Origin of the sequence: Pseudovibrio sp. W64 (assembly GCF_001623145.1) — a bacterium.
In the GTDB taxonomy this organism is placed as follows: Bacteria; Pseudomonadota; Alphaproteobacteria; order Rhizobiales; family Stappiaceae; genus Pseudovibrio.
Map to the genome: position 1 here is coordinate 103,849 of NZ_LMCI01000047.1, position 26,941 is coordinate 130,789.

General features: G+C 50.1%; 28 protein-coding genes. 13 read left to right on the forward strand and 15 right to left on the reverse strand.

Translation table 11 applies throughout. From position 1 onward, the window contains the following. Window positions 1–68: 68 nt before the first annotated feature. Window positions 69–728 (forward strand): hypothetical protein, encoded by a 660-nt coding sequence (locus tag PsW64_RS26130; RefSeq protein WP_063305524.1) that lies wholly within the window; start codon window positions 69–71, stop codon window positions 726–728. Between the two features lie 131 nt (window positions 729–859). Here PsW64_RS26130 and PsW64_RS26135 read toward each other — a convergent pair whose 3' ends face one another. From PsW64_RS26135 to PsW64_RS26150, 4 genes are all read right to left on the reverse strand, one after another. Continuing rightward, entirely contained in the window at window positions 860–1,438 is a 579-nt protein-coding gene (locus PsW64_RS26135) for a PhnA domain-containing protein (protein WP_063305525.1), read from the reverse strand. Window positions 1,439–1,754: 316 nt separating this feature from the next. After that, window positions 1,755–3,560, reverse strand: a complete 1,806-nt coding sequence (lepA, locus tag PsW64_RS26140) for a translation elongation factor 4 (RefSeq protein ID WP_063305526.1) — start codon at window positions 3,558–3,560, stop codon at window positions 1,755–1,757. 129 nt (window positions 3,561–3,689) lie between these two features. Beyond that, window positions 3,690–4,433 carry an outer membrane protein gene (locus PsW64_RS26145; RefSeq protein ID WP_063305527.1) on the reverse strand — a complete coding sequence of 248 codons (744 nt, stop codon included), beginning with the start codon at window positions 4,431–4,433 and terminating at the stop codon, window positions 3,690–3,692. A 240-nt stretch (window positions 4,434–4,673) separates the two neighbouring features. Continuing rightward, window positions 4,674–5,375, reverse strand: coding sequence for an outer membrane protein (locus PsW64_RS26150; protein WP_193757868.1), 702 nt, complete (start codon window positions 5,373–5,375; stop codon window positions 4,674–4,676). A 434-nt stretch (window positions 5,376–5,809) separates the two neighbouring features. Between PsW64_RS26150 and PsW64_RS26155 the strand changes: the two genes are divergently transcribed. Next, entirely contained in the window at window positions 5,810–6,337 is a 528-nt protein-coding gene (locus PsW64_RS26155) for a GNAT family N-acetyltransferase (RefSeq protein ID WP_063286718.1), read from the forward strand. 68 nt (window positions 6,338–6,405) lie between these two features. On the opposite strand, the gene PsW64_RS26160 is transcribed toward PsW64_RS26155, so the two are convergent. From PsW64_RS26160 to PsW64_RS26175, 4 genes are all read right to left on the reverse strand, one after another. Beyond that, on the reverse strand, window positions 6,406–7,110 hold the full coding sequence (locus PsW64_RS26160) for a hypothetical protein (RefSeq protein ID WP_063286719.1): 705 nt from the start codon (window positions 7,108–7,110) through the stop codon (window positions 6,406–6,408). A 577-nt stretch (window positions 7,111–7,687) separates the two neighbouring features. Then, window positions 7,688–8,680 (reverse strand): penicillin-insensitive murein endopeptidase, encoded by a 993-nt coding sequence (gene mepA / locus PsW64_RS26165; RefSeq protein ID WP_063305529.1) that lies wholly within the window; start codon window positions 8,678–8,680, stop codon window positions 7,688–7,690. Window positions 8,681–8,768: 88 nt separating this feature from the next. Further along, window positions 8,769–9,812: a patatin-like phospholipase family protein gene (locus PsW64_RS26170; RefSeq protein WP_063291314.1), complete on the reverse strand. Its 1,044-nt coding sequence runs from the start codon at window positions 9,810–9,812 to the stop codon at window positions 8,769–8,771. Window positions 9,813–9,944: 132 nt separating this feature from the next. Next, on the reverse strand, window positions 9,945–10,535 hold the full coding sequence (locus tag PsW64_RS26175) for a flavodoxin family protein (RefSeq protein ID WP_063305530.1): 591 nt from the start codon (window positions 10,533–10,535) through the stop codon (window positions 9,945–9,947). Between the two features lie 91 nt (window positions 10,536–10,626). Between PsW64_RS26175 and PsW64_RS26180 the strand changes: the two genes are divergently transcribed. Next, the gene (locus tag PsW64_RS26180; RefSeq protein WP_063305531.1) at window positions 10,627–11,550 is read left to right on the forward strand and encodes a LysR family transcriptional regulator; all 924 of its coding nucleotides are present in this window, start codon (window positions 10,627–10,629) and stop codon (window positions 11,548–11,550) included. 26 nt (window positions 11,551–11,576) lie between these two features. Here the strand turns inward: PsW64_RS26180 and PsW64_RS26185 are convergent, their stop codons facing one another. Continuing rightward, the gene (locus PsW64_RS26185) at window positions 11,577–13,601 is read right to left on the reverse strand and encodes a hypothetical protein (RefSeq protein WP_082831230.1); all 2,025 of its coding nucleotides are present in this window, start codon (window positions 13,599–13,601) and stop codon (window positions 11,577–11,579) included. A 311-nt stretch (window positions 13,602–13,912) separates the two neighbouring features. Beyond that, the gene (locus PsW64_RS26190; protein WP_063305533.1) at window positions 13,913–14,872 is read right to left on the reverse strand and encodes an AraC family transcriptional regulator; all 960 of its coding nucleotides are present in this window, start codon (window positions 14,870–14,872) and stop codon (window positions 13,913–13,915) included. Between the two features lie 220 nt (window positions 14,873–15,092). On the opposite strand from PsW64_RS26190, the gene PsW64_RS26195 reads away from it, so the two are divergent. Further along, window positions 15,093–15,785 (forward strand): SDR family NAD(P)-dependent oxidoreductase, encoded by a 693-nt coding sequence (locus PsW64_RS26195; RefSeq protein WP_063305534.1) that lies wholly within the window; start codon window positions 15,093–15,095, stop codon window positions 15,783–15,785. A gap of 453 nt (window positions 15,786–16,238) precedes the next feature. Further along, window positions 16,239–16,370 carry a hypothetical protein gene (locus PsW64_RS28375; RefSeq protein WP_275078097.1) on the forward strand — a complete coding sequence of 44 codons (132 nt, stop codon included), beginning with the start codon at window positions 16,239–16,241 and terminating at the stop codon, window positions 16,368–16,370. 21 nt (window positions 16,371–16,391) lie between these two features. Here the strand turns inward: PsW64_RS28375 and PsW64_RS26205 are convergent, their stop codons facing one another. The 3 genes from PsW64_RS26205 to PsW64_RS26215 form a co-directional block, all read right to left on the reverse strand. Next, a complete protein-coding gene (locus PsW64_RS26205; RefSeq protein WP_057464218.1) occupies window positions 16,392–16,712 on the reverse strand; it encodes a DMT family transporter in 321 nt (106 codons plus the stop codon). Window positions 16,713–16,860: 148 nt separating this feature from the next. After that, entirely contained in the window at window positions 16,861–17,478 is a 618-nt protein-coding gene (locus PsW64_RS26210; RefSeq protein WP_063305536.1) for a flavodoxin family protein, read from the reverse strand. A gap of 130 nt (window positions 17,479–17,608) precedes the next feature. Further along, a complete protein-coding gene (locus PsW64_RS26215; RefSeq protein ID WP_063286729.1) occupies window positions 17,609–18,118 on the reverse strand; it encodes a lactoylglutathione lyase family protein in 510 nt (169 codons plus the stop codon). A 130-nt stretch (window positions 18,119–18,248) separates the two neighbouring features. Here PsW64_RS26215 and PsW64_RS26220 point away from each other — a divergent pair, with 130 nt between their 5' ends. Then, window positions 18,249–19,145, forward strand: a complete 897-nt coding sequence (locus PsW64_RS26220; RefSeq protein ID WP_208981042.1) for a LysR family transcriptional regulator — start codon at window positions 18,249–18,251, stop codon at window positions 19,143–19,145. A 34-nt stretch (window positions 19,146–19,179) separates the two neighbouring features. On the opposite strand, the gene PsW64_RS26225 is transcribed toward PsW64_RS26220, so the two are convergent. Further along, a complete protein-coding gene (locus tag PsW64_RS26225; protein ID WP_063305538.1) occupies window positions 19,180–19,968 on the reverse strand; it encodes an alpha/beta hydrolase in 789 nt (262 codons plus the stop codon). A 131-nt stretch (window positions 19,969–20,099) separates the two neighbouring features. On the opposite strand from PsW64_RS26225, the gene PsW64_RS26230 reads away from it, so the two are divergent. From PsW64_RS26230 to PsW64_RS26260, 7 genes are all read left to right on the forward strand, one after another. Beyond that, window positions 20,100–21,275, forward strand: a complete 1,176-nt coding sequence (locus PsW64_RS26230) for a glycosyltransferase family 4 protein (protein WP_063305539.1) — start codon at window positions 20,100–20,102, stop codon at window positions 21,273–21,275. Between the two features lie 190 nt (window positions 21,276–21,465). Continuing rightward, window positions 21,466–22,008: a translation initiation factor IF-3 gene (gene infC / locus PsW64_RS26235; RefSeq protein ID WP_082596985.1), complete on the forward strand. Its 543-nt coding sequence runs from the start codon at window positions 21,466–21,468 to the stop codon at window positions 22,006–22,008. 128 nt (window positions 22,009–22,136) lie between these two features. Beyond that, a complete protein-coding gene (locus PsW64_RS26240; protein ID WP_063305540.1) occupies window positions 22,137–22,643 on the forward strand; it encodes a nucleoside deaminase in 507 nt (168 codons plus the stop codon). Window positions 22,644–22,759: 116 nt separating this feature from the next. Next, entirely contained in the window at window positions 22,760–23,410 is a 651-nt protein-coding gene (locus tag PsW64_RS26245; RefSeq protein WP_193757870.1) for a lysoplasmalogenase, read from the forward strand. A 184-nt stretch (window positions 23,411–23,594) separates the two neighbouring features. Beyond that, window positions 23,595–23,792: a 50S ribosomal protein L35 gene (rpmI, locus tag PsW64_RS26250; protein WP_057464257.1), complete on the forward strand. Its 198-nt coding sequence runs from the start codon at window positions 23,595–23,597 to the stop codon at window positions 23,790–23,792. Window positions 23,793–23,821: 29 nt separating this feature from the next. Then, window positions 23,822–24,178 carry a 50S ribosomal protein L20 gene (gene rplT / locus PsW64_RS26255; protein WP_008553032.1) on the forward strand — a complete coding sequence of 119 codons (357 nt, stop codon included), beginning with the start codon at window positions 23,822–23,824 and terminating at the stop codon, window positions 24,176–24,178. Window positions 24,179–24,355: 177 nt separating this feature from the next. Beyond that, window positions 24,356–24,739, forward strand: coding sequence for a GFA family protein (locus PsW64_RS26260; protein ID WP_063305542.1), 384 nt, complete (start codon window positions 24,356–24,358; stop codon window positions 24,737–24,739). 82 nt (window positions 24,740–24,821) lie between these two features. Here the strand turns inward: PsW64_RS26260 and PsW64_RS26265 are convergent, their stop codons facing one another. Then, window positions 24,822–26,723, reverse strand: a complete 1,902-nt coding sequence (locus PsW64_RS26265) for a PhoX family protein (RefSeq protein ID WP_063305543.1) — start codon at window positions 26,721–26,723, stop codon at window positions 24,822–24,824. Window positions 26,724–26,941 lie beyond the last annotated feature (218 nt).

The window sequence follows — 26,941 nt, forward strand, 5'->3', positions numbered from 1 at the left end:
GGACTGCTTTTGCCTAGGAATTGTTCCACGTTTGAAACATCGACCACTTGTGGGGACGGGGAACAGACATGGATACAAGCTTTGGGAGGAATGTATTTTCTGGCCAGCCAGCAGCTTCAAACAGGAAGCCGCACAGGTCCATACCCGCGCGTTTTCTTGATGATGACTACTTGATTGGCCTCGGCCTCGCACTGCAAAAAAAGAAGGGCAACGAGTACCTGACAGGAAGCGGCAACACCGTTCAACGCAAAATCGCCAACCAACCGCAGCGGGTGACGCTCCAATACACCAACAAATCCTTCTATTTCTCCTCCATCTGTGATGGTGCCATCGTGGTGTTTGATTATCTGCCGCAAAATGAAAGCATGGCACATTTCAATGAATACGCCCATGTCGGCAAACGCTTCGCCACCATCAGGAAACCGCAGATCTGCGAAGTTCATCGTGTTGCTGAAGAAACCGATGCCGCCAATGCCATAGACCTGCTCCTCGCCGACTACCCCGGCAACCTCACCATGCTGCACCCACTCAAGACCAACAAATGGTTCAACAAAGACCGCATAGATTGGTACGCCCGCCAAGGCGGCCGCCACTACCGCATCGAAACCTCAAACCTCGGCTCAAGCCTCTATCAATGGAAAGACAACCAACCCCTCCTGCGCTTAACCCCCGAGCAGATCTTGTTACACACGCAGGTCCGCCTGCAGCGTAATGGCGGAGAGAACTAGCCTAACGGCGCCTTATGCAAATGTGCTCTGGTGATTTTGGGCAGGTCAGGCGTTCAAACGAGGAGTTTGCGTCATAAAAAAAGCAGCCATTTAGGCCGCTTTCTACGTCTTAGGCTTTCAGTTCTAACCCATCAGGACTTCTTTACGAATTCCGTCAGAATAACAATGCGTTGGTCGTTGACGCGGCCTTCGATGTGCTCTGCATTATCCTGCACCAGAGTAATGTTCCGCACCGCTGTGCCGCGCTTAGCAGTGAAGCCCGCGCCTTTGACTTTAAGGTCTTTGACCAGCGTCACGGTGTCACCAGCAGAAAGCACAGCACCGTGCGTATCCTTGTGCACGATAGCGTCTTCATCCTCTGCCGCTGGCATGCCGGACTGAGCCCACTCAAGCGTTTCCTCATCCAGATACAGCGTATCCAGTAGGTCTCGTGCCCACGCCTCACCGGAGAGGCGGCCAAGCAGACGCCATGCACTCACCTGAACCGCTGGCTCAGTGCTCCATGCGCTCTCATTCAGGCAGCGCAAATGGTTCACATCCAGCTCAGCTTCACTCTCCAACTGCGCGGAGCAAGTGCCGCAAACCAGAATGGATTTTTCTGCACTGCCATCGCTATCCGGACCAACTGCGACTGCAGCAAGATCCTCTGTCGCACCGCAAAGCTCGCATTTATCGTCTGCGCGGCTGCGCAGGTCATTCTCAAGGGACATGGCTAAAGGCCTTTAGATCGTTGTTTCACGAAAAAGGCGACCAGAGGCCGCCTTAAAATTCTTTGCCGTAAAGTTGGCTTGCCGCAAAGCTCACCTGTCCTGAGGTTTTGCTTGCCCGCTCGACGGTGCTTTGCACCTTACCCTCGCGTGCCTTCGAAACTCGCAATGATTCACTGGATCATTGCGTCGAGCCTACTGGCCCGACCGTTCCTTTTGCTCGCCAGCTCGCCGCAGAAAAGCTGCTTACTCGCGCGCGGCCTTCGCACCTTCAAACGACTCACTGGATCGTTTGATCTTGTTAAAACAAGACCGGTGCTCAGTCATCCATCTTCAGCGCTTGAATGAACGCTTCCTGAGGGATCTCAACCTTACCGAATTGGCGCATCTTCTTCTTACCCGCCTTCTGCTTGTCCAGCAGCTTGCGTTTACGGGAAGCATCACCGCCATAACATTTCGCGGTCACATCCTTACGCAGGGCAGAAAGGGTCTCACGCGCAATCACGCGGCCACCAAGTGCTGCCTGAATAGGAATCTTGAACATGTGCCGCGGGATCAGCTCTTTCAGAACCTCACACATCGCACGGCCGCGTTTGTCCGCCTGTGACCGGTGAACCAGCACGGAAAGCGCATCAACCGGCTCGTCGTTCACCAGAATGGACATCCTGGCCAAATCACCAGCACGGTATTCGCTGATTGTATAATCAAACGAAGCGTAGCCCTTGGAGATGGACTTCAAGCGGTCATAAAAGTCAAAGACCACTTCGTTGAGCGGCAAGTCATAAGTGACCATTGCACGAGACCCAACGTAGGAAAGGTCAACCTGCACACCACGGCGATCCTGACACAGCTTCAAGATGGCACCGAGGTACTCATCTGGTGTCATAATGTTCGCACGGATCCATGGCTCGCGGATTTCTTTGATCTTCACAACATCCGGCATATCAGCAGGGTTGTGCATCTCAAACTGAGAACCGTCTGTCATCTCCATCTCATAAACAACAGATGGCGCTGTTGCGATCAGATCAAGGTTGAACTCACGGGACAGGCGTTCCTGAATAATCTCAAGGTGCAGCAGACCAAGGAAGCCACAGCGGAAACCAAAACCAAGCGCAGCCGATGTTTCCATCTCATAGGAAAATGACGCATCATTGAGGCGCAGCTTGCCCATAGCAGAGCGTAGGTCTTCAAAGTCGTTGGCATCAACCGGGAAGAGACCACAGAACACAACAGGCTGAGCAGGCTTAAAGCCCGGCAGTGCTTCGGTGCAGCCCTTTTTATCCGTAGTGATGGTGTCGCCCACACGGGTATCAGCAACTTCCTTGATGGAAGCTGTCAGAACACCAATTTCACCCGGTCCAAGGCGGTCCGTTGCAACGAAGGCTGGGGTCATCACACCAACGCGGTCAACTGGATAAACAGCGCCAGTGCCCATCATCTTGATGGTGTCGCCTTTTTTCAGTTCACCGTCGATGATGCGAACCAGAACCATCACACCAAGATACGTATCGTACCAGCTGTCCACCAACATAGCCTTTAACGGGCCATCCGGATTGCCTTTTGGTGCAGGAAGCTGTTTGACGATTGCTTCCAAAACATCAGGAATACCAAGTCCGGTCTTCGCTGAAATCATCACGGAGTCAGACGTATCAAGGCCGATCACATCTTCGATCTGCTCTTTGATGCGATCCGGCTCGGCAGCAGGCAGGTCAACCTTGTTGAGAACGGTCACGATATCGTGGTCGTTGTCGATCGCCTGATAGACGTTCGCAAGCGTCTGCGCTTCCACACCTTGGGAGGCATCAACCACCAACAGGGAGCCTTCCACCGCAGCAAGGGAGCGAGAAACTTCATAGGCAAAGTCCACGTGACCTGGGGTATCAATCAGGTTCAGCGTGTACTCTTCACCGTTATCTGCCTTATAGATCAGGCGAACGGTTTGAGCCTTAATGGTAATGCCGCGCTCCTTCTCGATATCCATGGAATCGAGAACCTGCTCCGTCATCTCACGATCAGTGAGAGTGCCGGTAGACTGGATGAGGCGATCGGCCAGGGTGGACTTACCGTGGTCGATGTGCGCGACAATCGAGAAATTGCGAATATTGGACAAAGTTTTGGTCGTCATGGGCGCTCAATTACCACTGCTTTGCTCTATGGCAAAGCACATAATAAGCGCCCACGCGCTTTTTTGCCGTTTTCCAGCCAATAAAGTGAATAGCAATTGGCTTTCTCTCAGGTTTTCGCTGTTATCTGGCTAAAAATGATACTCAAAGCCAAGACCAAACAAATGAGCTGAAATATCCGTAGATGCGGAGCCTGTACTTGAGATATTATCAGATGCACTAAGTGTGAAATCTGCAGTTTGGAAGAAACCGTACTCTAGTGTTGCACCCAGCTTTGGGTTTATTGCGATTGTCACTCCGCCTCGTGCGAGGAGTGCTGCAACCGTTGATTGCTCACCCTTCAATGTGAATGCATCCGTGCCGTTGCCGCCGGTAATTGTGCCGATAACTGGAAAAGCTGCACCAACGCTAATACCGGCAAACGGAATGACTTTCTTTGTTAACGGGGACAATGGGGCTGATAATACGATGCCCCCCATAACATAAGCTGCAGCAACAGTCCCACTTCCACCCGGCACTCCAGAAAGGCTTGATATGCCGTTACTGATGTAGCCAGTGTCTAGCTGTAGTTTGACGAAATCTCCAGCTGTTACTCCACCAAAGGCTGCTGCATTCCATCCAATATTATAATCGATAAATCGTGTCCGACCTGTCCCAAATGTATTCAAGTCTCCGTCTGGTGCGTAAGAGATAAAGCCCTTTGCACCTGCATAAGGTTTGAGTGGAAACATGCCCATCGCCGCCTTTTCAGCCGCTGCTGCCGCTGCTTCTTGCGCAGCCGCCGCCAAATCCGCAGCATAGGAACGGGCAGAGAGTGCTCCTGTCGCCAATAACGCAGAAACTAACATGATCACAGTAGAGGAAAACTTTCCCATTGCGCACTATCTCCTGAAGTCCTGAAAGGGAGATTCGCGCAAATAGACAAGTCTTACCAAATAATTAATGGTGTAATTCACAGAACATGTAAAATATAGGTATCAATTACAATGATATAACTTGTCTGGTATCTATAAAGTCTGATGATTTTACCAGTAGTCGCTACGCGCAAAACAAGGCGGCAACCTGCCGCCTCTGTCAATAGTGAAAATTAGCGAAGTTCTTACATATGTTACCCGCTAAAAATCATAGCGAAGACCAACGCCGATAAGGTGAGAACTTAGATCTGACTCCAGTGTGTTTTCTACTGAAACGCCGCTTTGGGTTGTTTTTTGCTTGATGTCAAAATCGGCCGTTTGGAAGTAAGTATAATCTGCAAAAAGGTGAGTGTTTTCATACGCCTCATAAGAAAGGCCGCCAGTGAGTTTCCATGCAAAAACATATTGATCTTCGATCTCGATTTGCCGTGTCTGACCCAAGAGCGCATTTGAGAGGATTGTTTTATCCATATCTGGCTTTGCAATGCCAATACCACCTCCCGCGAAGGCCGTCAGCTGATCTGTAAGAGCAAAATCAGCAAGTATGTTTGCCATAGTGTATCTGGCAAAGATTTTTCCTCTTGAGCTGTAATCGATTGGAATGGTGTCACTGCTCATATCTTTGACCGAGTTGACAAGATATCCTAGTTCACCTTCAAGACGAAGATACTCATTCAACCTATATCCAAGGCTAGTGCTTGCCGACCATTCGCTTTTATAGTCAAAATCATAGCTATCAGTTGGCACACCTCCGATTGGGTCAAAGGTGCTACGAAGTGAAAATGCCTTTGCGCCTTTGAGCGAGATATACATGCCACTGTCTTGAGCCTGCGCAGCGGATGCTCCGGTAATTATTAATCCAACGCCCGCAATAAGGGTGGAAATACACAGAACCTGTTTCACTTCAAATACTCCAGATATGAAAGTGTAAGCAGATTGATATTCAAGGAGTGAGATAATTGCTGCTGAGTAACGTGTTTACTCTCTGTTAAGTAACGACTACCCGTAGGTGCAGTAATTAATTGATAACCTTAAAATCAACCATTGAAATTTGATGTAATCATCAAAAACTATGGTTAAATTTACGTAAAATAATTTGATGTTTAGTAAATTTTACCTATCTGATGTCTGCTCGGTTTTAACTCCAGATCCCAGACTATCCTGCAATAAACTCAAGTGTTTGCGCGCGGTGTGTTCTTGAGGCCTGTCGTAAAATATGACAATTCTGCTGAAAGTTAAGGCGTATCTATCAAAACTACGCAAAAAGTAGATTTCCGGGGCAACACGCATACCTTCACTCTAGCGTTATTTGCACCGGGCATTTTAAAGGGGCTTCCATGAAACTGCGTCATGCAACCAACTCTGATCTTCCTGTCATCCTGGAAATTCACAATGATGCAGTCAAAACTCTGGCTGCAATCTGGACGGATGCGTTGGAGACTTTGGAAGACCGTAAGACCTGGTTCGAAAACAGGATTGCTGGCGGGTTTCCGATCATCGTGGCTGAAGACGACAACGGTAATGTGCTGGGATACGGCAGTTATGGCCCGTTCCGTGAGAAGCCAGGCTATAACAAAACCATGGAGCATTCAGTTTATGTAACGCCGCAATCTCGTGGAAAAGGGGCTGGATCCGTATTGCTTGAAAAACTGATCGAACTTGCAAAACAAGATCAGAAACACGTCTTAATCGGTGCCATCGACAGCGACAATAAAGGCTCAATCCGATTGCACGAACGCTACGGCTTCAAAGTCAGCGGAGAGCTCCCCCAAGTCGGCTTCAAATTCGGCCGCTGGCTGGACCTGACCCTGATGACGCTCATCCTGAACAACGACAAAGCCCCAGCTGCGTACATGCATGATTGAGGAAAAAGGGAGCGATAGCGCTCCCCGATATATATGTCCAATCATAGAAGAATGAATGGCGAATATCTTTAGGGCCACGTGAAGTAGAAGGCCAGATTTTTGGCAACTTGCACATAGTACGCGTTGTGGCCTGTTCTCTTATCAATTGAACGACCTTCGTCATTTACATAGGTGAGATCTGCGAACAGACTATCAGCACTCGCATACTCTCCAACGTGAGTAATCGAAGACATTCCTACGACATACTCTCCATCAGGATTTAGATAGACGATGTAATCAGATTTTGTCTCAAACCCATAATCCGCCATATCTTCCATCTGGAGCGTGCCGTCTTGCATCGCTTTTTTTATCTCGATTGCAATAGGATCGCCGGTCTTTGCACTGGCATTGATTGCGCTCATAACCTCTCGGAAAACAACTTCACTATTCGGATCTGTCCAATCTTTGGATATATCAAAGAATTTCTGAATAGCTTTAGCCTTACGGTCTTGCTGCGATAGATATGACTGTATGACGTTGTCCATTGCGTCAAGATTAAGCCCAACAAGGACTTCAAAGATTTTGCTTATGGCTTTCTTCGCTGGGTCGTTGCTGTTTTCAGCCTCAGTTTTTGCATTTTGACTTTTCTGTCGAAGCTCGTTGTCTGGCGTAAACCGAACAATGTCTTGAAGCAGACCAATCGCAATTTCGTCCTGCGTCATAACTGGAGCAGGGTCATAATTTCCGGCAAAATTAGTAAATGAAAAGGATAAGCGAACGCCACTAACATCCATAATGAATACCTCTACAGAATATCAATAAATTGCTATTGAAATCAGCATGCGCACTGAAACAACAGACATCATATCTGTAGGTAGCAAAATCTAGCTCTTACATGAGCTGAGAAATAAGTAAACGTGTTTGTATGTGGAGTCAAATACTTGAATTTATTTGATTTTACTACAATTTTAATGTTGTAAGCGTGTTGGATGTATTTTAGCAGGTTGGGCGCTGTTTACGTATTCATATAGAGCTTACTATGAATGATCATAATTCATCTATGTCATGATGCATTGATTATGAATACTCTGTCAGTTGGCTAGCTCGAAGAATACCGGTTTCTGCCGACACCGCTTGTCTAAAAAGTGCAAATCTGTACTGAGCAACCACTCATCTCCTAAGATGGTGGAGTAAATGAACTCAGTAGTTTGCTTGCAAACGTGCCGGGGAGTTCTCTACGGTCATGAATATGGTTTTTTCTACTTCAGCCTCTTTCGAAAGGCATGGATTAAACTCCAGTACAAGAAAGCAGTCACCGCTGAATAAACTGGAGGTTGTTCGATCAGCTACATCACCATGTGCGTGCCAACCTTACTCCGACCTCAAAACCGTTGCACAGTTGTTAGGCAGGTCAGCAACAGCAAGCGGAGGCTTTGGCTTGCGTGGTTTTGGTTTCTCACCTGGTTTCGGCTTCTTAGGAACCCAGGGAGTATCAGAAAGCCAATAAGTCAGCTCTTTGCCGCAGCCATCGCCAGCAGGTGGCACGGCCTGATTTTTACACTGTGTGCTGCCGTCTGGGCAGGCCATCCGTACGTGGAAGTGATAGTGGTGTCCCCACCAGGGCCGTACTTTGCGCAACCAGTCGCGATCAGCACTCTCAAACTCACACAGTGCTTTCTTGATTGTCGGATTTACAAAGATGCGAGCCACACCATCGTCCTGGGCAGCGCGGCGGATTAGTTTTGCATGGGCATTCGTCCAGCGTTTCGGGTTGACGCGGCGGTCCGCCCCCGGTTTGCTCAGGTTGCCATTCAGCATGGAAATTGCGCTCTCTGACTCGCGCTGCTTGGCGCTGAAGCGTGTGTCTGGCATTTGTCTCAGCCAGATATCAGCATCCAACCCAATCTGATGAGAAGCATGACCCGTCAACATCGGGCCACCACGCGGCTGCGAAAGATCGCCAACCAGCAAGCCATTCCAGCCCAGATCAGGTGCATCAGCAGCCAGACGCTTCAGGAAATCAATGAGAACAGGGTGCCCCCAATTGCGGTTACGAGACAGGCGCATGACCTGCCAGTTCTCACCGTCTTTAGGAATAGAGACAGCCCCTGCAACACAACCTCTTGCATAGCTGCCAAAGGAGAGAGGTTTCGTTTTGGCAGGTGTTTTCTTGTGCCCGAAGTGATACTTGGCAGCTCCCGGAAATTCGGGCTGCTTTTTCAGGGCGTCGCGATAATCCTTAGCAGAGAGCGGAGGCTTCGTGTCAGGAAGAGGCACAGCATGAGCACCAGCAGAAAGTAGGCTCACAACAATTCCACCAGCCATTAAGGCAATTGTGCGCTGATGACCTCTCAACCCAAACATGATCCCTCCGATGGATCCACGGCTATAGCGTGAATCACTTTCACTATTCGTCCTAGTGGTTGTAGCAGGGGCGGAAGGATTGTGAAGCCTAAAAGCCAGGGCCATCCTGCCTTTCTTCCATAATATCTGCCAGTTTATCGAGTTCATCTCCGTGGCCGGAAAGGAGGTCATCTGCAATGCGGTTGAGCTGAAGCACCTCGCCCGGACGCACGCTATAAATGTCGCTGCCAAAGTGTGGAAGATCAGCGTTGAGGCGAATATACTCAATCCCCGGCATGTCTTTAAACAGCACGTCAGCATACTGTCCCGTGGAGGCCGTTTGCCCATGCATATAGCTAGAAAGCAGGGGCGTGCCTTCTTCAGGAGAAAGCCAGCCACTCGTGCCCCAGTTCACTGCCTGATTAAAGCTATGCTTCTCTTCAACCGGATTACCTGAGCCAAGCGAGAGAATAATGATGTCTTTAGGCGCCCATCCATGACGACGTGCCTCTGCATAGGCTGCAAGAACTGGATCATTCAGGAAGCCGGCAGCGTCAATCATGATTTCTTCATCGCCGGTCGTCAGGTTCTCAACGCGGGCTGGTTCAAACCACGATGGGGAGGAGGTCGTTGCCCGCACAGCCTGCCAGAAGTAATAGTCGTCCCGTCCAGTTGTGTTGTTGCTCATGGAAACAACACGGCGGTTTTTCAGGTCATACGCAGTCAGCAGAATAGCCGTCATACTGCAGGAAAGCGCACTCCAGCCAATATGCTGCTTGATAGCTTGTTCAATGGGCCGCTCCTGAATGCCCTTATTGAACTGCCCGAAAGTATGGTAGAGGCGTCGAGGCAGCCAGTGCCTGCGGTTGTTCATGTAAAGCTCGCGGGCTTCGATCTCAAAAAACTCTTGCAGTTCGCTGAGCGTCATCGCTGGCTGGCCGGATTTGTCACGGTCTGGGTTCGGCGCCGTCAGCCCGGCAGCAATCAGGCCGCCGCTGGATGTTCCGCAGATCAAATCAAAGTATCGGCAAAGAGGAGCGGATTTTCCGCGCTCATATAATTTGGTCTCAAGGCCGCGCAGCAGACGAATGGGAATAAGGCCGCGCGCTCCGCCACCGTCAATGGAAAGGATAATGCGTTTTCTTTTTTTCATAGACAAACCCGATACAGTGATCTTGTGTTTTAATTTGCTCTTATACGTATCGAGTTTGTCCAAAAATGAGGTGAAGAGATGGCACCTGCGCCCGCACAAATCCAAGCACTTGCAATTGCAGTGAATTAAGGGTTAAGCCGCTTCACTCACAAGGGTGAGGGATACTGCCACCTTCGCAATTCTGCCACCAAGTGCTTTGGCTGTATCTTTGTCGGCTTTCGGTGGAACAACCTCCGGTCCTTCGTCCGCATTGGCCTGTGCCATGACGCCGAGTGTGCTGCCCAAACGGTTGAGATCTTCCTCAGAACCTGTACTGCTGTTGTTGCCGGGCATCAGATCCAGCCCAACCCAGATCATGCCATGTTGAGCAGCAAACACGCTCAGCTGTGTTAGCGTGCCAAGTTTATCGCCACTGCGAGAAGCCGATACTGTAAACGCTCCAGCAACTTTATTGACCCAGCCACGTTCCATCCAAACTTTGGAACTGGCATCCATAAAGGCTTTAAACGGCGCACTCGCACTGCCCATGTATGTTGGCGAGCCAAAGATAAGGGCATCAGCCGCCGCCAGCTTGTCCCAGTTTACATCATCTAATGTGCCGACTGACATCAGCTCAGCATCTGCACCAGCATCCAATGCACCTTGCAGCACGGCGTCTGCTAGGACTTGAGTGTGACCATACCCACTATGATAAACGACGATGACCTTGCTCTGCACGCTCATTGCAAATTCCTTTTTCCTGCACTGTGAGTTCGACAGCACCTGTCTATTCAGCTATGTGTCATTCGTCTAATGCATGTAAGGTATAGTCATTATGCGTCAGGTGAATTTACGCAATGTAGATCTGAACCTCCTCGTCGTTTTGGAGAAGCTGCTGGAAACACGCCACGTGTCTATTGCTGCCACGCAATTGCACATGAGCCAACCCGCAGCGAGCCGTGCTTTGCAACGCTTGCGTGATGCCCTGCAAGATCCATTACTGGTGCGCATTGCCGGAGAGTATGAACTGACGGAAAGAGCCATGGAGATCCAAAGGCTACTCCCCTCTGCTCTGGCAACGATAAAGGACGTCATCGCTAAACCGCAGTTTGACCCGGCCACTGCGGAAGAAACCATCCGCTTTTCAGGCCCGGAGCTGGAGGTAAACCTCTACGGGCCGCCACTGCTACAGCGTATGAAGCAGGATGCTCCCGGCTTAAAGCTCGAGCTGAAAAGTGACATCCGCAATCAGTTCGAACCGCTGGAAAGTGGAGAGGCGCATTTTGTCCTGTCTGGCCAAACCCCAGCATCAGCGACAAGCCAGCTTCATCGTTTCTCGCTGGGCCGCTTCAGTTACGTCTGCCTGATGAGCAAAGACCATCCTCTTGCAGGCAAGCCTATATCGCTTGAGGACTACCTCAGTCAGGACCATATCTCGATTATGATCACGGGTTCTGGACACAGTATCATTGACGAGAAACTGGCAGTGCTGGGCCACAAAAGAAACGTCGCGGTAAAAATCGGCAGCTTCTTTGCGGCCATGCACTTCTGCGGCCAGTCCGACATGCTCTTTCTGGTGCCTTCCATCTTCGACACCCAAATCTACACCGGCCACAACACTGTTTCCTCCCCAGTGCCGGACTTCCTCAAAGACCATCACCAGGAATTCTTCCTCTACTGGCACGAGCGCTACCACCACGACCCAATGATCAAATGGACCCGCGACCTGATGAAAGAAACTACGAAGCAATACCGGTAGCTAAAGTGACGATGTATGCCACGCACTTAAAAACTGCTTGAGAACCTGACAGCAAGATCGCCTCCAAGCTTGTCCTGATAACGGGCCGAAAAGACCTTCCCCAAGACCTCAACACGGCTTTGCTCAGTCATATTATAGGCTGCACTTGCTTCGGCAACAAAACGAGCTCTGTTCTTTGAACGATCTGCACCAACAGAAAAATGTGCCAGACCGGGGATATTGGTAGAAGCTGATACCTCTACGTCATCTGCAAAGAAGTCCACTTCACCCTGCAAACCAAAACCGAGTTCCAGTTGCTCAAAAACTGAAAATCGGGACCGGAGGCCAAAGACACCAGCGGCTGCACTTGTTGAGCTACCGTGAATATGGGCGATGGTGTCCAGCTCTGTTTGCTCGTCATATCCAGCTTGATAGGTGTTCTCCCAATATGCACCGATATAGGGGGAGATCATGAAATTCTCTGAGAATTGATGGTCAGCAATAAGTCGTGCGCCCACAGTCCTGCTGCTGAAATGAGTGGAGCCCCTTCCTACCTGTACATCAGTGAAATCTTGCCCACGCGTGACATCTGCATCGCTATAAAGCCATGCCCCATCAAGGCGGGCACGAACAGGCGTATCCTTAGAACCGAGAGGAAACGAACCAATCAAATACTCGGCGAATGCACCGACGCCAATACCGTAATTCAAGCCCAACGTTGAACCAGTATTCCCTTCTCCATAGGTCCCAACACTTGCACCGAGTTTGAAAGCATCGCTGATGTTGACCGCACCAGTTAAACTACCACCAAAAGCATTGGTCCCCTGAAACAAACTAGTTGCGCCAGCCCGAACACCCAAACAGGCATTGCGGCCCTGCGAAATGTGGCACTCTTCCTCCCTAAGCTTCCTCGCTAAATGACTATTCAGATCCACGGCATTCGCAAATTCATTTGCGACCTCAATGGCAGAAGCTTGCACGTTAGTGAGATCTTGAATAGCTGTGCGATAAATGAAGGCGCTGTACGTGGTTCCATCATATGAGTAGCCGGTAATCGTTGAACCGTCAGCGCTAATGTCAATCGCATGAGTAGCAACAGCCCCTGTCAGTTGGCCGAGATCTTTCATTTCTCCATTTTGCCATCGAAATGCGCGTGTTCTGGCAGCTCCGATTGAGTTGCCGACAACAACACCGCTGCTATCACTTACCCCCAAAGCATAGGAGTAGGAATCTCCGCGAAGAGTCCCCAAACTTTCAACTTTGCCATTGACCCATCTCGTGGCATTGGGAGTGCTGCGGTCTCCAGAATGCCCTACGATGATCCGCCCATCAGCACTTACATCTTTTGCATCAGCCTCAACATCCCCTGTGAGAGGATTGAGTTCTTCCATCAGGCCATTTTGCCATCGAAACGCTCCGGAGATCTGGTTTCCTTTATTTAAAGTGCCGACGACTACGGTTCCATCGGCATTTACATTTTCTGCTGCTGCTTCACTAGCGCCCCCAGTCGTACCTAGGTCTTGCATGATGCCATTTTGCCAAAGAAATGCGCGTGTGAGGCCGTTGGAATTATCTGCGTTGCCCACCACAATCTCTCCAGATGCATTGGTCGCGGTTGCAAATGCCTCGTTTCCTCCAGGAAGGTGTCCAAGGTCCTGTAAGTGACCTCCCTCCCAACGGAATGCACGTACCACACTCGAATTTGAATATTTTATAGAGTTGCCAATAACAACTTGCCCATTAGCGCTGACCCCTGTCGCAAATGAGCTCGAATATCCTGGAAGATTGCCAAGAAGGACAGGGGGGGACTGAGTTGTATTCCAGACAGCTGCGCTAGAGGCCCCTGCCAGGCCCTGTACGCCAACGACTATTGTCCCATCTGCATTGATAGCGTTAGCAAGAGAGAGAGTTACAGAAGGGTCTTGTGGGTGAGGTAAAGAAGTGACCACCTCCAAAGGTGGCCATTGAAGCTGGCTTTGTGCAAGGCTCGTTGTGATGGTAAAAGGTGACCAAAATAAAGTAAGCGCCAAACCTGCTAGACGAAATTCTGACGAGAAAGGTGAAAAGTGCATGAGCAATAAGAGTCCGAAAAAGCGAGGCTCAATCTTGGCCGCTAATCATCCAAAAGTACCGAGATAGAGAGCACTGCAAATATATGTTTCATTCACTGATGAGCATAAATTGAAGTCCTGGCAAAAATGAAGTGTCCGACAATTACGGAAAAGCTCACCTTTAAGGACTGCCATGAAACACCAGAGAAAATAGTTCGGAGGTCTTTGGGCTCATTTGACACGATGAAGCAAAAGTAAGCCTCACTCAGGTGTTGTCAGTGAAGAGGTGATTTCTTTTATTTATCAACAGTTTAAATTCGTGCACACAGAAATTATTGTGCTTTGGCCCAATGAATATAAGTATTGAGCGGAGTCCCCTTGCTCCGATGCAGTTCATTCCGCATTTCACTGGGGCTCATGTCAAACTCGCTTCGAAACACCTTGGAAAATGTCGATAAGTGCTTAAAGCCACACGCCTCAGCGAGCTCTCCAATTTCTTTCCGATTTTGCAGGCGTAGGAGCTGGCGGGCCCGAGCTAACCGCATGGTGCGTAGGTACTTCGCAAAGCCTCCCATTGGATCAAGCAGACGGTAAAGGGTACTTCGCGAAATACCCATCAAGTGGGCAAGATCATCACTGCTCAGATCAGGGTTAGATAAGTTGTGTCGGAGCAGGCCTTTTACTTGAAGTCTGCGGAGATGCTGAACTGAACGGGAAAGTGTAAAGCTGGAGTTTTCATTGTCTTGATGTGACACGATCTGTCCGACCAACTCTGCGATGCAATCAACAATGCTGGTGTATTGGTCATCCGTAAGCGTGTTGATCTCTGTGCTGAGACTGAGCATCAATTGCCGAATGATTGGCAAGGGAGTAGAATTCCCGCGAAAGATCTGGATAGGGTGGCTACGCTGGGCTGAAATGTAACCACTCAACTTCTCGCGTGGCAGCATCAACTTGCAAAGTTGATAATCTGCGTGATGTGCAGACATGGGCTGTGTAGCATCATAAAAAATCAGATCACCGCTCTGCAGTCCAAAGCTCCCTTTGGAGCATTCAAGTTCGCTTCCTCCGGTATGGCAGTAGAACTGAATGCAATACACATCGATGTTGTCTTGTGCAGTTCGCTTCTCAGTTCGCTCGACATAATAGTGACCACCGGAAATCAGACAAAGGCTGGCATCTGGAAGAAATCGGGCGCTTACAGATGCAGAAAAGTTCTCTACGGGCGGGCAATAGGCTTTGTTCACCACATCCCCGGTAACCGCTTGATAGGTTTCTACCCAGTCCCCCACCGAACGTCTTTTTGCCGATGCAAAGAAATATGATCTGATTTTTTTCGCAAATGAAGATGATGCCAATACGTTGCAGCTGATGGTGGTAGTGTTAACACTTGGAAATCGAGGGAGCAAGTGAGTAGGACGCTCTGCAGAATCGTTTCGGACCTACGCTTCAATCTCCTTTAACTGACCAGAAACTTTGAAGCTCAATGCAAATCTGAGAAAGCATCATTTCGTGAAAAAGAATATTCTGATTGTTGGTGGTACGTCTGGCGTAGGTCTTGAGCTGGCGAAGCATTATGTAAAAGAAGGCCATAATGTTGGGCTTACTGGGCGCCAAAATCCTGAGCTTGAAGGAGCAGCCTTTCAAAAACTCTCGATGACAGATGACCCGGTTCAGTTAGCCCGTGACATCGATCAGGTGTTGGACGGCTTCAACAATGTTCATACGCTTATCTACGCCGCAGGTTTCCTTCAACGTGGGCATATTGACGAGCTTGCTGATGATCAACTCGGGACTATGGTCAATGTCGGACTGCTGGCACCTATGATGTTGCTACAGCGCCTGAAAAGAAGATCAGATCATCCTCTTAAGATCATGCTCATCACCTCCAGTTCGCAGTATACGCCTCGTGAGTTGGAGCCAGCATATTGCGCGACCAAATCTGCTCTAGGAATGCTAGGCGCATCACTCGTGCGTGACAAAGGCCTCGGCAAAGTTCTTGTCGCAGCACCGTCGGGAATTCAAACGCCATTCTGGGCTGATACCGAGGAAGATACAGAGACGATGCTAGATCCGTCCTGGGTATCAGAACAAATTGTCGAGCTCTCCGGTGGTAGCTTTAAATATAAGTTTGCAAAACTGCTGAGAGACCCGGCACGCGTAGAGGTCGTCGAAACTTTGGATAATAATCTGGTAACAATCTAGGCGGTTAGGCAGCTTGCTGACGGGAGGAGCCTTGATGGAACACAACATGATCCTCGTTAAGCCAGACCCGTCTAATCAACAAAGGTTTGTCGAGGCCATCAGTGCTGACCTCTTGGAGAGCGGATACGAGATTGTTGCAGTTAGAAATAGGTAGCTGAGTTCTGCAGAATTTGAAGGCAACTTTATCTGCAAAAGTAGTCAGCACTTAGCGTACATAACCAGTGGTCCAATCGCAGCAATACTTTATCGTGGCCATTCTGCTGTTGGCTTCGGAAGGAACTATAAGTTCCATTTCAGAAAGCAGATTTAAGCGCTAAAGATATGCCTGAAGTGAGGGTCTTGCTTCTGCATGATCTGCAGGAATATTCGCAGCATATCAGACACATGAAAGAGACGCATAAGATACACGGAGTGGTGTGCTACAAGCCGAAATTAACACTTCTGGAAACGGAAATGCTACGCACAGCGATACTGGAGAACAATCTGTTCTGTGTTGGTGGCAGCTTCGGCGGGCAATCACCCGGTTCGATCAGAGCTTCGCAAGAGTTGGCCGATATGTTTGATGCCCACTTTGAGCGTATCTAAAAAATCTGTCTCTCTACCCACCTACCCATTCGAAACAAACTTCAGCCCGACGATTGCAGCGATGAGCATGGCTATGAAGAAGAGGCGGAGGAAGGTGACTGGTTCTCCAAAGAGGAAGATGCCAAGGATGGCGATGCCAGAAGCTCCGATCCCCGTCCACACGGCATAGGCTGTACCAAGCGGTATGGACACCATGGCTTTGGTCAGGAAGTAAAGTGACAGCAAGGCTGTGATGATAAAGGCTATTGTATAGAGCGGTCTGGTAAAGCCGTCAGACAGCTTGAGGCAGACAGCAAAGGTCATTTCAAACAGGCCAGCGATGATGAGCCAGATCCATGCCATTCAGGTGCCTCCAACGCAACGTCTACAGCGTAACCTCTGGTCACCACCAACGGTGCACCAATGAGAATACGCGACGAAACAAAAGCTTGATGCCGTTTGAGCGGTCCACTCCAAATTAAGTCACCTACAAGAAACGCGGTTTAAGCCCTCAGTGTAAAGGGCTCTTTCCTTGAGATGGGTGGTTTTCTCCACCTTCCACCCATCGGCGTGTCGCCTTTGCAATGCGGGCGCCATAGGCAAAGGCTGTGTCTCTGTCTGATTGAGGAGGAGCCACTTCTGGCCCTTGATCCATGTTGGCCTGCGCTGCCGCGCCATAATACACGCCAAGGCGATTGAGATCTTCGTCGCTGCCAAAGCTGTAATTATTGCCCGGCGGCATGCCAAGGCTTACCCAGATCATGCCATGCTGGGCTGCAAAGGCTGCCATTTGAAGGAAGACGTTGTGCCGGTCGCCGCTCATGGAACCTGATACGCTGAAACCACCGGCGATCTTGTTGATCCAGCCTTGTTTGTACCAAACGGTTGCGGAGGCATCCATGAAGAATTTGAAGGGGGCAGCCACGCCGCCCATGTAGGTCGGGCTTCCAAAAACGATGGCATCAGCGGCTTCCAGAGTGTCCCAATCTGTGTCCTCATAATCGCTGACAGGCACATAAGTGACCGTGGCACCGTTTTCACTGGCACCACGGGCGACTGCATGTGCCAGTGCCTCGGTATGTCCGTTGGCAGAAAAAAAGGCGATTGCTACCAGAATGTCTTTTGACATGGACCGTTACTCTTCAAAGCCTGTCAGAATTCCGGTCTATTTGGGAGCAAACGCCTTTCAGCTACTCTAAGATAGCTCGGGTAGATTTAGATGTGCTCGATTAAAATTCTTCACGCACATCCCCGTTTGCCTAGGATTCCTTATAGGCTCCGCTGGAATAATGCAGCTCATAGGAGTGGCTGTAGATTTCCAGAATGTTGCCAAACGGATCTTCCATGTAGATCATGCGGTACGGCTTTTCGCCAGGATAATAGTAGCGCGGCTCCTTCATGCGGCGTTTACCGCCAGCTGCCTCAATCTTGGCAGCCAGACCTTCCACATCCGGGTCCTGAACACAGTAATGGAAGATACCGGTCTTCCAATATTCGAAGTTATTTTCCGGGGTCTCGTTCTGCGCAAACTCAAAAAGCTCCACACCAATGCCATCACTGGTGGAAAGATGAGCGATCTTAAAGCTCTTCCAGCCTTTACCAAACACGTCAGTACACATTTCACCAATCGGACTATCATCTTCAACAATCTCGCTTGGTTCCATGATGATGTACCAGCCCATCACATCACGATAGAACTTCACTGCAGCTTCTACATCCGGAACGGAAAGACCGATGTGAGAGAAACGTCTTGGATAAGGTGCGGACATAACAGACCTCGCTACGCTAAACTTTACAGGCGGAATGCCTTGGATACGTTGGATGTAGCAACTCTGTGAGAAAACCAGAAATTATCATTTATTAGTTTTATGATAATTTAATGTTATGTATGCTTGGGCCATGTTGAATTCCCAGTGGCTTAAGACCTTCGTTAAACTAACCGAAACTGGCCATTTTACCCAGACAGCCAATCAACTTGGCATGACACAGCCGGGTGTAAGCCAGCACCTGAAAAAGCTGGAGCAGCAAATCGATGCACCGCTGATCACAAAAATCGGCAAGGGTTTTGAGCTCACGCGAGAAGGAGAGCTTTTACTGGGCTTTGCATTGAAAGCAGAGAGGCAGGAAGCAGACCTTCGTGCGGCAATACAGCAAGACGATCCCAATACCGGTGAAGTCCGCATTGCGTGTTCCGGGTCCATGGCACTCTACCTCTATCCCAAGCTTCTCAAGCAACAGAGCCTTCATCCCGGTTTACTGCTGAAAGTCGAAGTGGCTCCCAACCATCGCAGCCTCCAACTGTTGCAAAACAATGAGGTTGATCTCTGCATCGTTACTCAGCAGACTGTTCAGTCCTCACTTGTGCAACACCACATCGGCGATGAACCGCTTTGCCTTGTGGTGCCAGCCGATTTCGAGGGGAGCCCGTCGGTCTTCGCAGACCTGGAGGCGCTGGGTTTCATTGATCATCCGGATGGACAACACTATGCAGAGCGCCTGCTCACGCCAAATTTTCCAGAGATAAGTACTGTTTCTGCTGACCTTAGAACAACTGGTTACATCAACCAGCTCAGTCAGATCCTTGTGCCTGTTGCGCAAGGACTCGGATACACGGTTTTACCAGAAACCGCCGTTCGCAGTTTTGAGGCACAAGCGAACATCAAAATTGTGGAGCTGAAAGAACCCGTCAGTGACTCGCTCTATCTGACGGCGAAAAAACATCGCACTTTGGCAGCGCGTTATGACTGGTTCAGCAAGAAAATCGCAGAACTATGCGGTCAAATGAGCAGCAGTTAGGCTACCATCACAGAAGCCTAACCATAAAATCAGATTAGCGCCCCGCCAGTTCCGCCACAGCAGCAATCATGCGGTCCAGATCTTCCGGGCGAGATAGGCGGTGATCGCCGTCTTTCACCAGCGTCAGCACCACATCGTCATGGGCCATGCCTTCAACAATGCGCAGCGCATGCTGCCATGGCACTGCATCATCCTTCTGACCTTGCAAAATGATGGTCTTGCAATTGGTGATGATCGGTGCGCCAAGCAAAAGGTTTGTCCTGCCATCCTCGATCAGATCGCGGGTGATGATGTATGGGCTGTCTTCATACTCAGATGGGCGCTCAAAGCGGCCTTTATCCATGATCTCCTGCTTGATTTCATCGGTAAACTCATGCTTCCACATCAGCTCCTCGGTGAAATCCGGGGCAGGGGCAATCAGCAACATGCCGGAGGGGGTGCCCTCGATGGTCTCGGAGGCTTCATGCAGCGCTTTTGCCAGCAGCAGTGCCATCCAGCCACCCATGGAAGAGCCAACAACAATGGTCGGTCCTTTACAGAACTGCCTGAACACAGCAACGGCTTCTTCCAACCAAAGAGAGATGGTGCCGTCAACAAACTCACCGCCGGATTCACCGTGACCGGAGTAATCCATGCGCGTGCAGGTCAGGCCTTGCTTCTCAGCCCACTCACAAAGCACTTCGGCCTTGGTGCCAAGCATGTCGGATTTGAAACCGGAAAGCCACAGAACACCCGGCGCACCGCGTTCATCATGTCGCACTGCGATCTTCCGTGCACTGTCTCCTTTGCCAACGCTGATGAATTGCGGTAAGTCAGCACTCATTCATAACCTCCAAACACTTATCGGCTTATACTGGCCGGCAATTGTTCGGAAACCTGATTACAGTGCCTCCACAGTTGCCCGCCGGACATTTTGGCGAGCATAGTTGGATCGCTCTCAAAAAACATAGAGAAATGTCCAAAGTGCCGACCATTTTGCAAATTGTCCCCGACCTTCAAACCGGCGGAGCCGAGCGCACCACAGTGGATGTCGCAGAAGCGATCGTCAACGAAGGCTGGAATAGCCTTGTGATTTCGCAGGGCGGACGCATGGTCCCCGAGTTGGAAGCAACAGGGGCGGTGCACTTTGAACTGCCAGTGAAGTCCAAGAACCCTTGGACCATGTGGCGTAATTCCTATTTGATTGAGCGTATCTGCCAGCAGAACAGAGTTGATCTGGTGCATGCCCGATCCCGTGCCCCCGCATGGTCGGCCTTGTGGGCGGCTCACCGTCTTAACATTCCTTATGTCACCACCTATCACGGCATCTATAAGGAAACGAACAAGTTCAAGGCGTTCTACAACTCCTCCATGACCCGTGCGGACAAGGTAATTGCCAACTCCAGATTCACAGCGGATTTGGTGGAAAAACGCGACCCGCGCACCAAAGGCAAAACCTCGGTTATCTATCGCGGCCCGGATGTGGAATCCTTCAACCCCGACAATATCAGCGATGAGCGTACCACAGACCTGCGCGCGCGCTGGGGCGTCTCCGACAACCGCCGTGTGGTGATAAACCTTGCCCGCCTGACCGAATGGAAAGGCCAGCGCGTGCTGATTGAAGCAACGCGCCAGCTCATCGAACGTGGCGGCTATGATGACGTGCTTGTGGTTTTGGCGGGCGATGATCAGGGGCGCGAATCCTATCGCCAGTCTTTGGAACTTCAGATTGCAGAATCTGATCTGACAGAACGCGTGCGCATTGTTGGGCACTGTTCAGATGTTCCGGCAGCCCTCGCAATAGCAGATGTTTCTGTTGTTGCTTCCATTGAGGCCGAGGCTTTTGGTCGTGCAGCTGTAGAAGCGCAGGCCGCTGGCGTGCCGATCATCGTCTCCAACATTGGCGCAGTACCGGAAACAGTTCTTGTACCACCTGTTGTAAAGGCTGAAGAGCGTACTGGTTGGCATTTTGAAAATGGTGATGCTGAAGAACTCTGCGAGTTGATGGCTCAGGCCTTGGATATGAGCGCTGGAGACCGTGCCAAACTCACCAAACGGGCTCATGACCATGTAGAACGGTCATTCACCAAGCAGGCTATGTGTGATGCCACACTAAACGTTTACCGCGAGCTGTTACCAACAGGAAGCTAACTGGTTGTAAATGTCGCGTCAGAACCTACAAAACTAGTGTTGACTTACGTGGCATTTTTCCTGATTCTAGCAATGCAGTGCAATTGATGCCCTTCCCACGCGTTTCTCGACTTGACGAAACAGTCGGAACCAGTCATTGAACTGTTACCAAATATTCGCAAGTTCGGCAGTCTAAAGAGGAGATACTCACATTCGCCGTCCGTTTCGCGCACCGCCACCCACTAAGGAAGGGCCGCGCACCAATAAAGAGATTCGCGTTCGCGAAGTGCAGCTGATCAACACCGAGGGTGACAACCTCGGCCCAACTCCAACCGAAGAAGCCCTCGCAATGGCGGTGGAACAAGGTTTGGACCTGGTCGAAATTGCTCCGAACAGTCAGCCACCTGTTTGTAAGATTCTGGACTATGGTCGCTATAAGTACCAAGCTCAGAAGAAAGCTGCAGAAGCACGCAAAAAACAGAAGATCGTTGAGATCAAAGAAATCAAAATGCGTCCGAACATCGACACTCATGATTATGAAGTGAAGATGCGGAACATGAAGCGCTTCTTTGAAGATGGTGATAAAGTGAAGGTGACACTTCGCTTCCGTGGCCGTGAAATGGCTCACCAGGATCTCGGCATGAAGTTGCTCCTGAAGGTTAAAGCAGAGACTGCGGACATCGCTAAAGTCGAGTCCCATCCAAAGCTTGAAGGCCGCCAGATGATGATGGTGCTCTCACCTATCGCTCGTTAATAAGGGTTGGTTGAAGCGCTCCGGCTTTGTTTCCGTGTAGCTACTCAACCGCAGCCCCAGAGAATTTTGAGATTACCCGGCACATTGTGTCGGGTATTTTCGTTTGTACCTGAGAGTGGAGGCTGATTATGAATGACGAGATGAAATTACATCACGAGCGAATGCTAGCGCTTGTTGCCTTCACTGCTTCCTCCTTTCAAACCTCGCATCCTTCTCCATTCGGTGGGGCGATTTATACCGCAGACGGAAGATTATTGGCTCAGGCCTACGACAGTGTGATCCGGGAGTGTGACCCGACCTGTCATGGAGAGGTCAATGCCATTCGGCAGGCCAGCAAAGTATTGGGCTCTCGCTGGCTTGACGGTTGCACCATGTACAGCACCTGTGAGCCTTGTGCCATGTGTACCGCCGCAACCATATGGGCTGGCATTGATCAGGTTGTTTTCGGCGCTTTCACCAATGAGGATGCAACTCACTTCTGGCCTCAGGAAATGGATTTGAGAACGAAGGATGTGACAGGTCATATGGTGCAACGCCCCCAGATTACAGTGATTGAAGGGGTTGAGCGTGAAGCCTGTAAGCTGCTCTTCACGCAGTGTGCAAGCGCGATGCAAAGGCTTGGGATAGAAATCTAGAGCACTTCATGGTCGGCAGCATTCTTTGTAAAAAATTATTTGCCGCATAGTCTATTTCATTCGATCAAAAGGCGCCTTAGCCTGGTTTCGACATGTTTTGAAATTGGGCGATGATAATGCGACAGGTTATTTTCTTAATTAGCTTTAGTTTTGCGCTTGCCTATGGAGTGTATTTTTGCTGGCAAGACCCGTCATTACTGAAAACCGTTGTGAAAACAACTGCTCTCGGAGTTATCGCTCTTTGGGCTTTTGTAACGCAAGCTCCGCTCCTGCTTGCATTGGCCCTGACGACATCATCAGTGGGAGATGCAGCGCTGGCTGTGCCGGGTGAAGTTCGGTTCCTTGTTGGGCTTTGCAGTTTTGCGATCGCACATGTTTTTTATATCCTCTTGTTCTCTCGAAAAATCAGGCATTTCGATTCCAGGATATTCGTATTGTCAGGAGCTGCTCTCTCCGTTCTGGTGCTTTCGACCGGTTGGTGGTTGCTTCCCTTTACCGGTGATCTGATGATTCCAGTTGCGATCTATATAATTTTGATAGCAACTATGGGAGGAATGGCAGCACAGGTTGGTGGCTGGGTTTTGATAGGCGCTCTCGCCTTCATGATGTCTGACACTCTGTTAGCTATCCAACTCTTCCGTCTGGACGACATCAGCCCTCTCCAGTTACCGGTTTCAGTAGCACTTTGGACATTATATTATTGTGGTCAGATGTTGATATTCTTGGCTATCAGCAGAGACCGGGTTCCAGTCAGCAAGTTCTCTTGAAATCTTCTTGCATTCCCATGCTGGCAGTTTTATAAGGCCTCGTTCAAAGTCGCCCGGCTGTAGTTTGCCTCCTAGGTATTTATAGGAAATCAGGCAGGAATTACAGGGCATGCCGTGGCGGCTTCTGATGCATCCATTGCAAATTTTTGATCAGTTTACTGATCATCACAAGAAAGGACGCAAAATGCCCAAGTTGAAGACGAAGTCTGGAGCTAAAAAACGCTTCAAGCTGACCGCGACTGGCAAAGTTAAGTGTGGCCAGGCTGGCAAACGCCACGGCATGATTAAACGCACGACTAAGTTCATCCGTAACGCACGTGGTACAACCACTCTGTGCGATGCAGATGCACGTATCGTGAAAAAATATCTGCCTTACGGCTAAGCCTTAAAACCTGACACTAGGAGACTACCATGTCACGTGTAAAAAGAGGCGTTACCGCCCACGCTCGTCACAAAAAAGTTATTAAGGCAGCCAAAGGTTACTATGGCCGTCGTAAGAACACCATCCGCGTTGCTAAGCAGGCAGTCGAGAAAGCGGCACAGTACGCTTACCGCGACCGTAAAGCTCGCAAGCGGAACTTCCGTGCACTCTGGATCCAGCGTATCAACGCAGCGACCCGTGAACACGGCATGACCTACGGCCGCTTCATCGATGGCTTGAACAAAGCTGGCATCGAAGTTGACCGTAAGGTTCTTTCTGACCTCGCGATCAATCAGCCAGACGCATTCAAAGCACTGGTTGAAAAGGCGCAGGCTGCTGTAGCTTAATTGCTATAGTAGAAAGCAGAAGATTTTTTGAAAAAGGCAGGTTCCGAAAGGAGCCTGCTTTTTTTGTGCGCGTTTCAATGCTCGATGGATGTTATCTGTTCTTCTGCTATGGATTGTGAAGAAATAGCGGAACATCAGAAAGAGGCGCATTTAGCGCTCTGACGCATTGGGGGAACTATGATCAAAGGGAAATGCGACTGCGGTAAAGTGAGCTTTCAGGTGGAAGAGGTGAGGGATACGGTCACAATCTGCCATTGCAGCCAATGCAGGCGCACAAGCGGTCATGTTTGGGCCTCAACGCATGCATCTTCTGAAGAGCTATCCTTCATAGCAGCCGAAGGATTGGCTTGGTACGCATCCTCAGACTTTGCAAAGCGAGGTTTTTGCAAATTCTGCGGCTCAAGTTTGTTCTACAAAATGAATGACAAGAACAGTGTCGCCATCGCGGCAGGTTGCCTTGATGCGCCAACAAACCTCGAAATTGGCAAACATATCTTTGTGAAAGACAAAGGTGACTACTACGAGATCACTGATGGAGCTTCACAGATCGAAAAGTTCTGATCAGCGTGCTCTTTGGAGTGATGAAAACTCCCCCGGGTAAAGCCCGGAGGAGCGAAACTTTCGTTGAGAAATGGCTTGAGGCCTACCCAATCACACCATTATCGTCACGCTTAATGACGATGACGGAAGAGCGTGGCAGCTTGCCGCCGTCTGGCCAGTTACCGCCCGGGTGCTGAATGCCCACAAACATGCTGCGGCGATCAGCAGACCAGGTCAGGCCAGTGACTTCACTGCCAGTTGGTCCGGTCATGAAACGCTGGATCTCTCCTGTCACGGGATCACCAACCAGCATCTGATTGTTGCCCATTCCGGCAAAATCGCCTTCATTGCTGTCGTTGCCATCCGTCTGGATCCAGACCATGCCTGTCTCATCAAATGCCATACCATCTGGTGAGTTGAACATATTGCCAGCATTGACGTTTGCGGACCCGGCTGTCGGACCTTCGTGAACAGCCGGATTGCCAGCCATCACATAAAGATCCCAGTCAAACGTATCAGCGGCATGATCCTCATTGTGCGGACGCCAGCGCACGATCTGGCCGTATTTGTTGGTCTCACGTGGGTTGGGCCCGTTGACGGAAGTGTCGTCACCCCCGGCGTTTGGCTTCACTCCGCGATTCTTGTTGTTGGTCAGACAACAATAAGCTTCTACTGCATTAGGATTGGCAGAAATCCATTCCGGGCGATCCATAGTAGTCGCACCAACAGCAGAGCCGGCAATGCGGCTGAAGATCAGGATGCTCGCCGCGTCCATACCAGTGGTCTCTGGGGTTAGTGCCAGCCACTCACCTGTCTGGTCATCGTTGAACTTGGCAACATAGAGCGTACCCTCATCGAGCAAGCCATCAGTTGGCTGCCCTGGAGCGTAAACGCCGTTGGAGACAAAGCGGTACATGAACTCACCGCGCTCATCATCCCCCATGTAAACGACCACGCGGCTATCTGGTGCCAGAACAGCTTCTGCATTCTCATGCTTGAAACGGCCCAGAGCAGTGTGCTTCACCGGTGTTGAGGTTGGGTCTGTTGGGTCAATCTCTACAATCCAGCCAGCACGATGCGGTTCGTTCGGGTTCTTCTCAATGTCAAAGCGCTCATCGAACTTATGGTAGTCATAGTTGAAACCCGTCTCGTTGATGCCATAACGCTTATAGCCAGCATCAACACCGTCCAGACGTGCTGCAGGAGCAGCCTCAGTCGCGCCAAAGTACCCGTTGAAGTTCTCTTCGCAAGTCAGATACGTGCCCCACGGTGTTTTGCCGGAACCACAGTTGTTGAAGGTACCAAGTGATTGCGTACCGGAAGGGTCAGCAGCCGTCTGCAGCAAAGGGTGACCAGCAGCAGGGCCTGCCAGCGTCATCGGGGTGTTGTGTGTGATGCGGCGGTTGAACGGGCTGTTCTTTACGATAGCCCAGCCATTGTCCCCGTCTTCCACTTCAATGACGACCACGCCTTGCAGATGTTGCAGCTTCAGAACATCCTCGGCGCTCTTAGGAGCACCATCTTCGTTCTGAGGCAGGTTTATCTTGCGGTTAGCGTATTCATGGTTGATCGCCAACAACTGCTTGCCCTGAAACTGGAAGCTTTCCATGCCGTCGGTGTTCTCACCAAACACCTTGTCAGTACCAGAAGCAGAACCACCTGTCTCATGGTTGAAGGCTTCAGCGCCATCCACCAATGCATCACCCCAGCGCGCCAGTATTTCCCAGTTGTAACCCTCAGGCACATGTACAGTCGCATCAGTGTAAGTTGGGATGGGCTTGAACGCGAAACGTGAAGTAGAAGCTTTGGCCTCAGACATGGAGAGGCTGAGGACACCAGTGCCCATCACAGCTGCGCCGGAACCAAATGCCAACACGCCCCCCAGAAACCCGCGGCGTGAAATCGCACGCTCGACAACGCGGTCAAATTCATTTTCTTCAGCACGTGGGAAGTTCTGTTCATCCCATTCATCTGCTGTGAGTTCATTCATAAATTCATTCGTCATTGGAAAAATCCCGTAGAAAAAAATCCCGTAGAAGAAGGTGAGCGCACACTAGAGCGCTAACATGACATCTTCACGAAGCAATAGGGCGATGAAAATCCTGCAGATGTAATATGAATATCGTATTCAAGTTAAAGTGCGTCGCATGTTGGAGTAAGGATCTGTGATGGATCTTAGAGTTAAGTTGTTGAAGATGATAACTATTGTTGGTTTTTATTATT

Bases quoted from the DNA above. Each gene is read 5' to 3' on its own strand.
- PsW64_RS26130 (WP_063305524.1), top strand. From the start codon at position 69: ATGGATACAAGCTTTGGGAGGAATGTATTTTCTGGCCAGCCAGCAGCT.
- PsW64_RS26135 (WP_063305525.1), bottom strand. From the start codon at position 1,438: ATGTCCCTTGAGAATGACCTGCGCAGCCGCGCAGACGATAAATGCGAG.
- lepA (WP_063305526.1), bottom strand. From the start codon at position 3,560: ATGACGACCAAAACTTTGTCCAATATTCGCAATTTCTCGATTGTCGCG.
- PsW64_RS26145 (WP_063305527.1), bottom strand. From the start codon at position 4,433: ATGGGAAAGTTTTCCTCTACTGTGATCATGTTAGTTTCTGCGTTATTG.
- PsW64_RS26155 (WP_063286718.1), top strand. From the start codon at position 5,810: ATGAAACTGCGTCATGCAACCAACTCTGATCTTCCTGTCATCCTGGAA.
- PsW64_RS26160 (WP_063286719.1), bottom strand. From the start codon at position 7,110: ATGGATGTTAGTGGCGTTCGCTTATCCTTTTCATTTACTAATTTTGCC.
- mepA (WP_063305529.1), bottom strand. From the start codon at position 8,680: ATGTTTGGGTTGAGAGGTCATCAGCGCACAATTGCCTTAATGGCTGGT.
- PsW64_RS26170 (WP_063291314.1), bottom strand. From the start codon at position 9,812: ATGAAAAAAAGAAAACGCATTATCCTTTCCATTGACGGTGGCGGAGCG.
- PsW64_RS26175 (WP_063305530.1), bottom strand. From the start codon at position 10,535: ATGAGCGTGCAGAGCAAGGTCATCGTCGTTTATCATAGTGGGTATGGT.
- PsW64_RS26180 (WP_063305531.1), top strand. From the start codon at position 10,627: ATGCGTCAGGTGAATTTACGCAATGTAGATCTGAACCTCCTCGTCGTT.
- PsW64_RS26185 (WP_082831230.1), bottom strand. From the start codon at position 13,601: ATGCACTTTTCACCTTTCTCGTCAGAATTTCGTCTAGCAGGTTTGGCG.
- PsW64_RS28375 (WP_275078097.1), top strand. From the start codon at position 16,239: ATGCTACGCACAGCGATACTGGAGAACAATCTGTTCTGTGTTGGTGGC.
- PsW64_RS26205 (WP_057464218.1), bottom strand. From the start codon at position 16,712: ATGGCATGGATCTGGCTCATCATCGCTGGCCTGTTTGAAATGACCTTT.
- PsW64_RS26210 (WP_063305536.1), bottom strand. From the start codon at position 17,478: ATGTCAAAAGACATTCTGGTAGCAATCGCCTTTTTTTCTGCCAACGGA.
- PsW64_RS26215 (WP_063286729.1), bottom strand. From the start codon at position 18,118: ATGTCCGCACCTTATCCAAGACGTTTCTCTCACATCGGTCTTTCCGTT.
- PsW64_RS26220 (WP_208981042.1), top strand. From the start codon at position 18,249: ATGTTGAATTCCCAGTGGCTTAAGACCTTCGTTAAACTAACCGAAACT.
- PsW64_RS26225 (WP_063305538.1), bottom strand. From the start codon at position 19,968: ATGAGTGCTGACTTACCGCAATTCATCAGCGTTGGCAAAGGAGACAGT.
- PsW64_RS26230 (WP_063305539.1), top strand. From the start codon at position 20,100: ATGTCCAAAGTGCCGACCATTTTGCAAATTGTCCCCGACCTTCAAACC.
- PsW64_RS26240 (WP_063305540.1), top strand. From the start codon at position 22,137: ATGAATGACGAGATGAAATTACATCACGAGCGAATGCTAGCGCTTGTT.
- PsW64_RS26245 (WP_193757870.1), top strand. From the start codon at position 22,760: ATGCGACAGGTTATTTTCTTAATTAGCTTTAGTTTTGCGCTTGCCTAT.
- rpmI (WP_057464257.1), top strand. From the start codon at position 23,595: ATGCCCAAGTTGAAGACGAAGTCTGGAGCTAAAAAACGCTTCAAGCTG.
- rplT (WP_008553032.1), top strand. From the start codon at position 23,822: ATGTCACGTGTAAAAAGAGGCGTTACCGCCCACGCTCGTCACAAAAAA.
- PsW64_RS26260 (WP_063305542.1), top strand. From the start codon at position 24,356: ATGATCAAAGGGAAATGCGACTGCGGTAAAGTGAGCTTTCAGGTGGAA.
- PsW64_RS26265 (WP_063305543.1), bottom strand. From the start codon at position 26,723: ATGACGAATGAATTTATGAATGAACTCACAGCAGATGAATGGGATGAA.